This is a genomic window from Nitratiruptor sp. YY08-26, assembly GCF_016593215.1.
In the GTDB taxonomy this organism is placed as follows: Bacteria; Campylobacterota; Campylobacteria; order Campylobacterales; family Nitratiruptoraceae; genus Nitratiruptor; species Nitratiruptor tergarcus.
Window position 1 is genome coordinate 1,648,509 of the sequence record NZ_AP023063.1, and the last position, 12,220, is coordinate 1,660,728.

Here is a 12,220-nt window from a genome sequence, read left to right on the forward strand (position 1 = left end):
AAATGGCTAGAAAACTAAAAACACAAGCCTATATAAAACTGCAAGAGATAGCAGATGAAATAATAGTAGAAAATCCAGATTGGAATATCGTAGATAAAAATTTCTCATATCAAAAAAAGCTTTTTGATTATCAAGAAGAAGCCTTAAATAATGCCATTAAAGTCTTATGGAAATACTTTGAAGATTTGCATGAAAACAAAGAGGAGTTTGCTAAATATTATGGAGATTTAGATATAGCAGATGATTTAAATATCTCTTTAAAAGATAACAATTATGCACATCTTTTAAAAGAGTATTTTAAAACACAAACAAATGGAAAAGGCAACGAATACATACCATTTAGTGAAATTGTAAATAGCATGTCCTTTTGGATGGCGACTGGAAGTGGTAAAACAGTAGTTATCATAAAACTAATAGAACTGCTTCATAAGCTCATGAATCAAAAACTTTTGCCAAAAAGAGAGATCCTGTTTTTAACATATAGAGATGATCTTGTGAAATCTTTTAAAAAACTTGTAGATGAATATAATTATGAAAAAGCTCTCAATGAGCAGATTAAACTTGTAAATCTCAAAGAGTATGAAAAAGAAAAATTCCAATTAGATTTTGGAAATAGGATTTTTTATTATCGTTCTGATCTCATTTCTGATGAGAGAAAAGAGAATATTTTAAATTATAGAGATTATTTAGAAAATATAGATGAGAGATATATAGGGAATTGGTATCTCTTGCTTGATGAGGCTCACAAAGGAGACAAACAAGATAGCAAAAGACAAAGTATATTTTCCATCCTCTCACAAAATGGATTTTTATTTAATTTCTCTGCAACATTCACGCAAGCCATAGATATAGTTACGACCGTTTACAACTTCAATCTTGACCAATTTATAAAAAGCGGATATGGAAAACAGATATATGTTTCTCAAGAAGAGATAAAAGCATTTCAACAAAAAAGTGATTTCAATGAAAAAGAAAAAAGAAAAATAATCCTCAAAACATTGATAAATCTATCATTAGTAAAAAAAGCGTATGAAAATATAAAGGAGGAAAATCTCTATCACAATCCTCTTTTAATCTATTTAATGAACTCTGTAAATACTGAAAATGCAGATTTGAAGCTGGTATTCAAGGAAATAGCAAATATAGGAAAAAATATTGATAAAAAAACTTTTGAAGCTACCAAAAAAGAAATTATTGAGGAACTGAATAATGCAAAATATACAATTGGTGATGAAAGCTATACATTAAATTTTGCAAAAGATTTTATAGAAAATATAAAAGAAAAAGACATTTATAAATTTGTATACAATTCAGAAAATTCGGGAAATATAGAATACATAATTAATCCAAAAAACAAACAAGAAATTGCATTGAAGCTTGATAGCAGTGACAAACCTTTTGCTTTGATAAAAATTGGTGATATTTCAAAATGGATAAAAGAGAATCTAACGGAATACAAAGAAAATGAAACTTTTAGAGAAGAGGGATATTTTGAAACACTAAATGATAAAAATAGTCCAATAAACCTTTTGCTTGGGAGTAGAGCTTTTTATGAAGGTTGGGATAGCAACCGACCAAATGTAATCTCATTTATAAATATTGGCAAGGGAGAAGAAGCCAAAAAGTTTGTACTTCAAGCAATAGGTAGAGGGGTGAGGATAGAGCCATTACCAAACCAAAGGAAAAGATTAGATAGATTATCGATTAATAATGAAGAATTGGAAAAGCTAAAAGAGCTTTATAAAAATGAGACAAAAATATTAGAGACACTTTTTATCTATGCGACAAATAAAAAAGCAGTGGAAACAATACTTAAAGAGCTTGAGCTTGTAAAAAAATCAATAGGCTTTGAAGAAGTTTCTCTTTGGAAAAATAAGGAAAAAATAGAAGAGATAAAACCTGATGAATTACTAATTCCATCTTATAAAACATTAGATAAGGAGATAGTAGATTTACCAGAAGAGAAAATAATTAAATTTAGAATGAGCAAAGCCAATTTGGAGCTTTTAAGGCTATACTTTCAATTGATGCCTATAGAGAGATTCTTATTGGAGTATGAAAATAATTTTAAAGTGTATAAAAATTTAAAAAGAATTGTGCAAGAGGATAGCAAGTATATAAAAATAGATGAGAGTAAAAATTTTAAAAATGTTTCAATACTCATAAAATCTTTGATTACATATTTAAACATAAAATTAGAAAATTATGATGAATTTATTCCAGTTGATGATAAAATTGTTCATTTTAAAAAGATAAAAGTGAGAAGTGATTTAAAAAATGACTTTATAAAGATAGCTAAAGATGTAAAAGATGCTATAGAAATAAATCCAAAAGAGTTATATAAGAAAGTTTCTAAAGGTGAAATTACAGAAAGAGAATTTGAAGATCTTTTAAATAAAAAAGATGAACTTTTAAAAGAATTTAAAGAAGTGAAGCTTCAAAAATTAATGCAACATTATTATATACCTATGGTATACGCAAAAGATAAAGTAGATTGGATTAAGCATATCATCAATGTAGAAAGTGAATATGAATTTATACAAGATTTACTTTCTAAATTAGATGATTTAGACAAATATTATGATTGGTGGATGTTTAGTAAATTAGACGAGCATTTAGATAAAGAGATTTATATTCCTTATAGTAGTGATGGAAAAGTTAGGAAATTTATACCCGATTTTATATTTTGGTTCAAAAAAGAAAATAAATATACTATCTGCTTTATTGATCCAAAAGGTGGTGCTTATAGTTCATATTTAGAAAAAGTGGATGGATATAAATCAATCTTTGAAGAAAATGGAAAAATAAAAACTTTTATAGTAAATGGTTTAGAGATTGAAGTAATACTAAAATTATATACCGATGATGTTAGTTTAATACCTGGAGACGAATATAAAAAATATTGGATGGATAAAAATAACTTTTTTAAATTAAAAAGTTTAAAATGATATTTTTTATATTTAATCATTATAGAAATTGAAATAAAATTTTACTTTACATTTTTATAATAATCTGTTATAATAAATTTGCCTGCCGAAAAAAATGTGTCGTCGGCAGAAGCTTAAATCTTAGGACAATAAAACCTTCACGTTGCACTTCACATATACTGCAACTGTTTTATTGCCTCTACATAATAGGAGGTAGAAAATGACACTTATTGACACTCTTAAAGAAAAACTGGCTCAAAATGATCTAGATAGTGTGCTTCGTACAATGGGCTATCGCAACTTAGAGCATGCACAAAAACGGCTGCAATCTCTTTTGGAATCTCCAAATATAGAGAGTTGGCTTAAAAAAAGTAGTTTTGATTTTCACTATAGCAGCAAAGAGTTTTTGCGAAAGCTTTTTGAAGTTCTCTCTTTGCCATTACAGCCTTTAGAAGAAGAGCTTGCGCGCATTGATGAAAAAACTGTAGCTCTTGCAAAAATGCAGCAGCCTTATATTTTCGTTGATACCAATTTTCATCGTGCTAATCAGCCGATCTTTGCTTTGGCTATGCTAGAAGGTCGCCGCCATATTGGCATCGACAAAGAGATGCTTTATAAAAAGTCTTTGGATGAAGTATTGAAAATAGTAAGTGCAATAATACAAGAACACTATAAACAAACCAAAGGGGAGCTGTTTATGTGGGGAAAAATTCAGCGCTATGTTTACCATCATAGCGATGGAAGAGTTTTTGTCTTTGATACAAAAGGCAATCTTATTCCAAATCCAGAAAAAGTAGAAGAGAATAGAGCGATACTTAGTGTAAATGGCAGAACTATTCCATTAGTTTTTGAAGAAAACAATCACTCAAAAACACCTTGATACCAGTAAAAATTACAACATCAAAACACTACCCACAGCCACGGCAGCCGTTTCGCTGCGCAAAATCAAAGGTGTATCAAGCCCTTTGATTTGCGTAGCTATCTTGCGCTCTTCCTCGCTAAATCCACCTTCAGGGCCTATGAAAACTCTTTGGATACTCTCACCACACTGCAAATAATTTTCACTAAAATCTATCAAAACAGTATCACTATATTTTTGCATTGCTTCTTCAAAACTATCAATTGTTTCGATTTCCATCAATGAGCTTCTCCCACACTGCTGGCAAGAGTTGATAAGGATCTTTTTGAGTTTATCGAGGCGTATTTTGAAATTTTTTTGACTTCTAGCGCAATAGACAAAACTAATTCGCCCCACTCCCAACTCATTGAGTGAAGGAAGCGTCTTCTCAATCACTTTTGGCTCGATCACACCCCACAAAAGATGCACAAAACGTTTTGGAAGGATCTCTTTATGCTCTTTATGCACAAGTGTTAAGGTAGCATTCTTGCGAGAGATGGCATCAATCTTATATGTATAAAGATAACCATCTTCCATATTACGTAAGGCTACAATTTCGCCTTTTCGATGGCGACGCACTTTGAAAAGATAAGTAAATGCTTCGCCTTCTATATCTAAAAACTCTACTCCTGCCTTAGGATGGTAGAGAAATTGCATCAATGAAGCACCAAAGCTATGATATAAACGGCTATTTCGGCTGCAATTTCAGCACCATAAACTTTGCTCACCCAGCTTTTATAGCTTTGCTGCAACGCTATTTCATCGCTTCGTATAGGTTTTCGTTTTTTATTGATTAAGATCTGATGGACTATAACTCCTGTAATTACAAAGATCATCAGAACTATCTCTATATTCCATACTGTAAAATGCGTTACAGCAAGCATGATCAAACCTGTAAAAACAACCATACCAATAAAGACATTTTGTATAAGCATAAGTATAACAAGGCGCTTTGTAAAAATTACAAAATCTTCTTTTTTGCGCAACCAAAAATAGAACCCTTGTGAAAGAATGAGCAAAACAGCACTCAGCATATGGAGATGCAATGATATTTTATAAAGACTATCCATCTATTTCCTTTTTTGCTAAAATGAAACCAACTCATTATACCAAAGGACAGATTATGGCGATCTCAATCAAAGAGGCTCTTGGTATTATCGACAAACAAAAAATTATGCTCAAAAAAGAGACAAGCTGCATAGAAGAGGCAGTAGGAAGAGTTGCAGCAAAAGATTACTATGCAAATATAGATCTTCCAACTTTTGATAACTCTGCCATGGATGGATATGCAGTAAAATTAGAAGATGCTGGCAAAGAGGTAAAAATCCTTGCAACAACGCTAGCAGGTGAGCAGAGTGAAGCTGAAGTGACTCCTGGATACGCCATCAAAATAATGACAGGTGCGAAACTTCCAAAAGGAACGCAAGCAGTAGTACCACTAGAAGATGTGGAGTATTTGGGAGAGTCAGTTATACTTCCTAAAAAAATCAAAGAGCATGCAAATATGCGCTTTGCCGGAGAAGATGTGGCAAAAGATGAGCGCATCATAGAAAAAGGAGAAGAGCTTAGTGCATATAAAATTGCGCTTCTTGCTAGTCAGGGCTACTCATACATTGAGATTTACCGCAAACCTAAGGTGAATGTTTTTGCTACAGGACATGAGCTAAAAATGCACTATGAGCAGTTACATAACGCACAAATCTACAACTCCAATACGCCTGCACTGTTAACTCGAGCCAAAGAGCTTGGATGTGACGTAACATTTACAGGCAAAATTGAAGATGATAAAGAGTCGATAAAAGAGGCAATCCGCAATGCATTGGATGCTGATCTTATTATTACAAGTGGGGGCGTGAGCGTTGGAGAAGCAGACTTTACAAAAGAGGCGTTCAAAGAGCTTGGAATGGAGATCCTCTTTAGCAAAATCGATATCAAACCAGGTAAACCCACAACTTTAGGAAAAATCGGTAATACTTTTGTCCTCAATCTCCCAGGTAATCCTCTTGCAGCAATTTTGAATTTTGAAATTTTTGGAAGATTTCTCATCAATCGACTCAAAGGCAAAAAGAGCTACTATTTTCAGCCAATCAAAGCAAAACTGCAAGAAAAATTTATACATAAACCTGGACGCGACACTGTGATACCTGGCCGCTTTGATGGGGAGCATTTTATACCTTTACAAAAGTATGGGCCTGGAATGGTAAAACCAGCAGCTATAATGGACGGATTTATCATTGTTGATAAAGAGACAGAATCTCTATCAAAATCAAAAAATGTGCTTTTTATACCTACCTTTTGTGAATCAACAACATATGTGCAAGAAGAGATTCTTACGAAACATTAAGAAGCCGGAAAATCCGGCACTCTTATTTTAAAGAAGAGATATAAGCAGCTAGAGCCTCGATATCGCTATCACTCAGACCTGCCACTTGGCCTTTCATAAGAGCTCCCATTCCATAGAGGTTGAGTGTTCCAGCTTTATAACCTTGAAGTTTTTTAATAACCTCATCTTTTGCCATTCCAGTAATAATACTAGATTTGCCAAGGGCTTTTCTCTCTCCCTTGCTACCGTGGCATGAAGCACACTTACCAAAGAGCTCTTTTCCTCTATTTACATCTCCACCTACTGCCGCTGTAGATGCTGCCTCTTGTGCTGGCTTTTCTCCAGGTAGTGCTTCGGTTTCACTTGCGGCTTCTGTAGTCTCTTTTACAGTAGTAGCTCCTGTAGCAGCAGCTACCGCCTCTTTAGCACTCTTTGTTACTTTTTCTTTGATCTGCTCTACAGCCTCTTTTGCTTTTTCTACCACCTCTTTTTTTACCTCTTCTACACTCTTTTGCACTTCTTGTGTAGTCTCTTGGCTACTAGCAGCTGTCGAGCTTACAGGCTTTTGCACAGGAGTACCTGGAAGTGGTTCAGTAATGGTTTGCTTAGGCTGTGCAGCAACACTTGAAGTTTGCTCTGCAGCTTTTGTTATCTGCTCTGCACTACTTTGCTCTTTTTTTTCTCCACATCCAACAAGCAGCATAGCTGCTACAACTAATGAAATCAAACTTATTTTTTTCATTCTTTTCTCCTCTAAATTTTTTTTGGATTAACTATTTTTTCTCCACAAAGCAGTCTCTCCCACATATCAGGACTGCTCCACTCCTCTTTGACACCTTCTGAAAATTTAATAGCATGCAGATCAATTTTGCTAAGTTTCTCGCTCAAAGCATCTTCACGACTGCATTCTGCATAACCTGTATCGGTCTCATGTACCCGAACGCTATGGATTATAACATCTTTTTCCTCATTGACTGTTACAGTATTTTGCAGCACAAGATCTACCATCAATAAAATGACTCTTGCATACTGCTCTGCACTAGGACTCACAGGGAGTTCTACCCACCTTCTACTCCACTTTTTCATGGCAGCAAGATATGCTGGATCATCTTCACTCCAAAGTGTAATAGCATGATCAAATGAGTCAATCAACTCTTTAATAGTGAGTTTTGTTAGACCAAAATCGTATACCATCTGCCCTCTATCGAGATACTCAGAAGAAAAAATGAGCTCGACCTTATAAGAGTGCCCATGGATCGATTCACTACATCTACGTGTAGTGCAGTTGCGTACAATGTGTGCATTTTCAAATTTATAGAGCTTTCTTATAAGCATCCACTCACCTCATCTTCTCTCTATTCCAAAGGCGCACTTGCAATCTATCACTATAAATAAATCCATAAATCATACAAAACTCTGCCACTACTTTATCATTTTTGCGAAGAATCTCTATGCGATCTCCTTGAGGCATACAAAAGACCTCTACTTCTGGATACTCTCCTACAATATCTACAATCTCTTCATAAGCACGCATCTCAATAATACCTCTATTGAGAGTAAATTTAAAAAAGCTATAGGCTGTATTATTTATAATTGCATCTATTGCTTTTTTATTCACTCTCCTTTCATAAGGCTCACCACTATTAGAGAGCTTTACTGCCAAAGCAAAAATCACATCTTTATATGCTGGAAAATTTGCAAAATCTATCTCTATTGTAGCGTTTGTCTCAATTGTAACAATAAATCCTTGCGCTATAAGATACTCCACAAATCCATAAAAAACTTCATCCCTCCAATAGAGCAGCGGCTCACCACCAGTGAGCACTATATGTGGCTTGAAATCGAGATTTTCTAGATGCTCTTGTAAAATTGCAATGAGCGTTTCGCTCTTTTGAATCTCTTGCCACTCTTCTTCAAACAGTTTTCTATTGACTGCTCTTACACTATCACAGCCAAATATTTTTGTCCCTTTAATAAAATACTCTCCAAAGCTTGGGCATTTGAGGTTGCATCCCCCAAAGCGAAAAAATATACTTGGAGTACCAGTAAACTTTCCTTCACCTTGAATTGAGTAAAAGTGTTCAACGAGATAGAGCATCATCCCCCCGTTTCATAAAAGGCTCTGCTGGATGCTTCACTTGCCTCTTCGCTCCAGCGATTCTCTTTTGGTTTGTTGGCAAGTACTTCTCGCATGATAGCTACTGCTTTATCAATATCTCCAGCTTGCACAGCATCTTTTATACTCATCGCTTCATCAAAATAGAGGCAAGGGATGAGATAGCCTTCTGCTGTGAGACGAATACGGTTGCAACTATCACAAAAATCGTGTTTATGTGGATCGATGAGTCCAAAAACATACCCATCATCTTTGAGTCGATATAAAAATGCTGGACTACTGCCTTGGCGACCAATCTTTTCTATTTGATACGTCTCTTTTATTTTTTCTAAAATATCTTTGCCATGCATTCCTTTAAGATCGCTATGTGCATGGACATTCTCCATATATTCAATAAACCTCACCTGCATTCCTCTATCTTTGCAGTATTCTAAAATATCAACTATCTCATCCTCATTGACATTTTTCAAAGGCACCATATTAATTTTTACTTTAAGCCCAACTTCCAGGGCTGCATTGATGCCAGCTAAGACATTTTCTAAGACATCTTTGCCAGCTATGAGGCGTGCAATTTCTGGCTTAAGAGAGTCAAGAGAGATATTGAGGCGTTTAAGCCCAGCAGCTTTGAGATCTTTTGCAATATCTTTGAGAAGATATCCATTCGTTGTCATTGCCAAATCGATATCTGGCTTATAGTCATAAATCATCTTGATAAATTTATCAAGATCTGCCCTCAGTGTAGGTTCTCCTCCTGTGAGGCGAATTTTTGTAATACCCTCATCTATTGCAGCTTTGACAAATTTAAAGAGATCTTCAAAACTTAAAAGATTCTCTCTTGGTACCCAAGAAAATGGCTTTTCAGGCATGCAGTATTGACAGCGAAAATTGCATCGTTCTGTCAATGATATACGCAGATAATCTACTTTTCGTCCATATCCATCGATGAGCATAGCAACTCTTTGAAGTTTTTTGTAGATTGTAGCAGATTTTTTGCAAATGAAGTTTAAATCAAAAATTATAGGAGGCAAAGCCCCCTACGATTTATTTAGTGGACTTCTCTCCAGATTTTTTGTTTCCATAGATATGCAAGGATTGCAAAGATTACAAAGTAGAGAAGCACCCAAGGACCAAGAGAGTTTCGTTTCTCTTTTTTACGATCTCCAACTTTTTCAAGATATGCAACAACTTTTTCTGTAGCCTCTTGTGTGAGACCTACACGAGGCATCGCTGTACCATGAAGAATCTTTTGTGGATCTTCTACGAAATCTCTAATATACTCATGTCCTCTACTTCTAATATACATAGAGAGATCTGGTGGAGTAGTACCAAGATATTTTTTGAGGTTTGCTTCATATTGAGCAAGTTTAAGCTCAAACTGTTTTCTCTCAACCTCAGTTTTGAATTTTGGCTCCTCGCCAATCACTGTCCAGTGATCATAGCGCAAGTTGTGGCAGCGTCCACAAGCAGCCTCATATGCCTCTTTTGGAGAGATCTCTTTTGGAGCAATTGAAACAAGATATGCAACAATATCTGCTAAATCTTGCTCGCTTCCAAAGAATGCAGGCATTGGAAAAGGTTTTTTGTCATTAAATTTGTGTGAAAGCTTGAATGCTTTGACAGGATCTTTAATAACACTTGCCAAGAATTTATGATCTGTAACTGCAGCGATATTGCTAAGATCTGGCGGATTAACACCATAACTAGCACTTGCACTTACTGGATCCATAGGTGCCGGAATATTTTGACTCTTAATTGAGTGACACCCAGTACACCCATTATTCATAATTGCTTGTGCACCTTTTTGTGCATCACCCTGTACAGCTAATGCTTTGAGATCACCATAAGTAAAAGTTGCCGGCTCATGATGAGGGTGCATCTTTGAGTGCGCATACGGTTCAATTCCCCAGTAGGTAATCCCTACTAAAACAACGATGATTGCTAAAATCTTCAACTCTCTCATCTTGCACCCCCTCTATTTTTAACCATCACAGGATTGAGGAAGAATAGGAGATAGAATATTACAAAGAGCGTAACGATAACAAAGCCGTTACCAAGAGCTTTTGTATACTCTAAGTATCCTGCAACATATAAAGCCAAAGTCATAAAAATTACAAACCAAAGGAGACCTTTTTTTCTTGCTGTTACAGCTGGTAAAGCAGCAAAGAGTGCCAAGAAACCAACAGCAGCTACATAACCAATATATGCATTAAATCCTGTTGGAGGAAGTTTTCCCCAAATAGTAAGGACAATCATATCAATTACCATGAGCCAGAACCAGATATGAAAACCTCCTCTTCTTGCAGCAGGTGCAACCTCATCATTCTTATCAAACCATGGCAAGAAGAAGAAAATCACGTTTGCAATACCAAAGGCAATAAGTCCCATATCCATTGCACTGAGTGGTCCAACATTAAAGAAGAATCCTCTTAGAACCTCATAACTCCACAAGAAATACCATTCAGGATAGATATGTGGGGGTGTCTTCATAGGATCCGCTGGATCAAAGTTGATTGGATCCATTGCAAAATCGTAGTGATAGAACACAAGATAGAAGTAAAAAATCATAAAGACACCAAGGACAAAGAAGTCTTTACTCAAGAAAACTGGCCAAAATGGAATAACTTTTGCCTCTTTTTTCTGTCCAGCTTTATATTTTTCTGCTTCAGTGTCAAAATCGATCTCTTCACCATCTTGGTTATTTACGTGAGGGATTCTTAGCGTATAAAAGTGAAGCCCAATGATCATCATAATGATAAGTGGCATCAAAAGAACATGCAGCATGAAAAATCGTGTAAGTGTTGGGTCAGAAACATAGAAGTTACCACGAATCCACACAACCAAATCATCACCGATAAATGGGATTCCACCAAAGAGATTGGTAATAACCTGTGCTGCCCAGTAGCTCATCTGTCCCCAAGGAAGCATATATCCACTAAATGCTTCAGCACTGAAAGTGACAAATAAAAGCATACCAGAGATCCAGATCATCTCACGTCCACGCTTATATGAAGCGTAGTAGATACCGGTAAACATGTGAATGTAGATAACCAAAAAGACAACAGAAGCTGCTACTGCATGCATATGTCGCCAAAGCCATCCATACCATACCTCTTGCATAATAGTGTAATTCACACTATCAAATGCAAGCTTTGTATCTGGCTTGTAATACATTAAAAGAAAAATACCGCTGATGAGAAGAATTGTAAACATGGTCATCAGCACAACACCCATTGCCCAGAGAAAGTTTATATTTTTTGGAATCCAATATTCAGCCGCCAATACTTTCCAAAGCTTATCAATCGCCAATCTTTGGTCGAGCCACTCATGCAGGCTATTTGCTTTTGTAAAATGTGCCATATCCGCTCCTTACGCTTTACCGACCATTTTTTTATACTCAGGACCCTCTTCACCAAGCACCAACTTCGTTCCCTCTATCTTAAATGGAGGAATATCCATAGGTCTTGGAGGAGGTCCAAAAGTATTGACACCACACGCATCATACTCACCACCGTGACATGCACAATGAAAAGTCTTTTTATCAGGCTCCCAAGTTGGAATACATCCAAGATGCGTACAAAGACCAATCATCACAAGATATTCACTATCACCCACTTTGACAAGACGTTTCTTTGTCTCATCCGGAATAGTATTACAATTCTCTTCAGGTGGTTTTTTGAGGATAAAAATTGGCTTACCTCGCCATGTAACAGTGCGAAGTTCTCCTTCTTTCATAGGAGAGAGGTCAACTGTAGTAAAACCAGCTGCCATAACGCTTGGCAATGGATCCCAGGTACGTTTCATAGCATAGAGAGCTGCAAGTCCGCCAGCTCCAGCAAATGCACCAAAGACCATTCCAAGGAAGTCACGTCTGCTTTGTGCCATAGACAATCCTTTTGTAGTTTTTCGGTCAATTGATTTTAATACAAAAATATTTAAGAAAATATAAAATTAAGTTA

12 protein-coding genes are annotated in these 12,220 nt (G+C 35.7%); 3 read left to right on the top strand and 9 right to left on the bottom strand.

Annotation, left to right across the window (positions count from 1 at the left end; translation table 11 throughout):
* Window positions 1-2: 2 nt before the first annotated feature.
* Both JG738_RS08865 and JG738_RS08870 read left to right on the top strand, forming a co-directional pair.
* The gene (locus tag JG738_RS08865) at window positions 3-2,948 is read left to right on the top strand and encodes a DEAD/DEAH box helicase family protein (RefSeq protein WP_201337555.1); all 2,946 of its coding nucleotides are present in this window, start codon (window positions 3-5) and stop codon (window positions 2,946-2,948) included.
* Between the two features lie 199 nt (window positions 2,949-3,147).
* On the top strand, window positions 3,148-3,807 hold the full coding sequence (locus tag JG738_RS08870) for a hypothetical protein (protein ID WP_201337556.1): 660 nt from the start codon (window positions 3,148-3,150) through the stop codon (window positions 3,805-3,807).
* 12 nt (window positions 3,808-3,819) lie between these two features.
* Here JG738_RS08870 and JG738_RS08875 read toward each other — a convergent pair whose 3' ends face one another.
* Entirely contained in the window at window positions 3,820-4,482 is a 663-nt protein-coding gene (locus JG738_RS08875) for a 16S rRNA (uracil(1498)-N(3))-methyltransferase (RefSeq protein ID WP_201338753.1), read from the bottom strand.
* The gene (locus tag JG738_RS08880; protein ID WP_201337557.1) at window positions 4,482-4,895 is read right to left on the bottom strand and encodes a hypothetical protein; all 414 of its coding nucleotides are present in this window, start codon (window positions 4,893-4,895) and stop codon (window positions 4,482-4,484) included. Before JG738_RS08880 ends, JG738_RS08875 begins: the two co-directional genes overlap by 1 nt.
* A gap of 53 nt (window positions 4,896-4,948) precedes the next feature.
* Here JG738_RS08880 and glp point away from each other — a divergent pair, with 53 nt between their 5' ends.
* Window positions 4,949-6,169: a gephyrin-like molybdotransferase Glp gene (glp, locus tag JG738_RS08885; protein ID WP_201337558.1), complete on the top strand. Its 1,221-nt coding sequence runs from the start codon at window positions 4,949-4,951 to the stop codon at window positions 6,167-6,169.
* 22 nt (window positions 6,170-6,191) lie between these two features.
* Here the strand turns inward: glp and JG738_RS08890 are convergent, their stop codons facing one another.
* From JG738_RS08890 to petA, 7 genes are all read right to left on the bottom strand, one after another.
* Window positions 6,192-6,890, bottom strand: a complete 699-nt coding sequence (locus JG738_RS08890; RefSeq protein ID WP_236583154.1) for a c-type cytochrome — start codon at window positions 6,888-6,890, stop codon at window positions 6,192-6,194.
* Between the two features lie 11 nt (window positions 6,891-6,901).
* Window positions 6,902-7,483 (bottom strand): 6-carboxytetrahydropterin synthase, encoded by a 582-nt coding sequence (locus JG738_RS08895; protein ID WP_201337559.1) that lies wholly within the window; start codon window positions 7,481-7,483, stop codon window positions 6,902-6,904.
* A gap of 4 nt (window positions 7,484-7,487) precedes the next feature.
* A complete protein-coding gene (locus tag JG738_RS08900) occupies window positions 7,488-8,246 on the bottom strand; it encodes a 7-carboxy-7-deazaguanine synthase QueE (RefSeq protein WP_236593246.1) in 759 nt (252 codons plus the stop codon).
* A complete protein-coding gene (gene moaA / locus JG738_RS08905; RefSeq protein ID WP_201338755.1) occupies window positions 8,246-9,214 on the bottom strand; it encodes a GTP 3',8-cyclase MoaA in 969 nt (322 codons plus the stop codon). The genes JG738_RS08900 and moaA overlap by 1 nt, the downstream gene beginning before the upstream one ends.
* A 95-nt stretch (window positions 9,215-9,309) precedes the next feature.
* Window positions 9,310-10,224, bottom strand: coding sequence for a c-type cytochrome (locus JG738_RS08910; protein ID WP_084274710.1), 915 nt, complete (start codon window positions 10,222-10,224; stop codon window positions 9,310-9,312).
* The gene (locus JG738_RS08915; RefSeq protein ID WP_201337561.1) at window positions 10,221-11,621 is read right to left on the bottom strand and encodes a cytochrome bc complex cytochrome b subunit; all 1,401 of its coding nucleotides are present in this window, start codon (window positions 11,619-11,621) and stop codon (window positions 10,221-10,223) included. The genes JG738_RS08910 and JG738_RS08915 overlap by 4 nt, the downstream gene beginning before the upstream one ends.
* Before the next feature lie 9 nt (window positions 11,622-11,630).
* Window positions 11,631-12,152, bottom strand: coding sequence for a ubiquinol-cytochrome c reductase iron-sulfur subunit (gene petA, locus JG738_RS08920; RefSeq protein WP_201337562.1), 522 nt, complete (start codon window positions 12,150-12,152; stop codon window positions 11,631-11,633).
* Window positions 12,153-12,220 lie beyond the last annotated feature (68 nt).

Coding starts and splice junctions, on each gene's coding strand:
- JG738_RS08865 (WP_201337555.1), top strand. CDS start 3: ATGGCTAGAAAACTAAAAACACAAGCCTATATAAAACTGCAAGAGATA.
- JG738_RS08870 (WP_201337556.1), top strand. CDS start 3,148: ATGACACTTATTGACACTCTTAAAGAAAAACTGGCTCAAAATGATCTA.
- JG738_RS08875 (WP_201338753.1), bottom strand. CDS start 4,482: ATGCAATTTCTCTACCATCCTAAGGCAGGAGTAGAGTTTTTAGATATA.
- JG738_RS08880 (WP_201337557.1), bottom strand. CDS start 4,895: ATGGATAGTCTTTATAAAATATCATTGCATCTCCATATGCTGAGTGCT.
- glp (WP_201337558.1), top strand. CDS start 4,949: ATGGCGATCTCAATCAAAGAGGCTCTTGGTATTATCGACAAACAAAAA.
- JG738_RS08890 (WP_236583154.1), bottom strand. CDS start 6,890: ATGAAAAAAATAAGTTTGATTTCATTAGTTGTAGCAGCTATGCTGCTT.
- JG738_RS08895 (WP_201337559.1), bottom strand. CDS start 7,483: ATGCTTATAAGAAAGCTCTATAAATTTGAAAATGCACACATTGTACGC.
- JG738_RS08900 (WP_236593246.1), bottom strand. CDS start 8,246: ATGCTCTATCTCGTTGAACACTTTTACTCAATTCAAGGTGAAGGAAAG.
- moaA (WP_201338755.1), bottom strand. CDS start 9,214: ATGCTCATCGATGGATATGGACGAAAAGTAGATTATCTGCGTATATCA.
- JG738_RS08910 (WP_084274710.1), bottom strand. CDS start 10,224: ATGAGAGAGTTGAAGATTTTAGCAATCATCGTTGTTTTAGTAGGGATT.
- JG738_RS08915 (WP_201337561.1), bottom strand. CDS start 11,621: ATGGCACATTTTACAAAAGCAAATAGCCTGCATGAGTGGCTCGACCAA.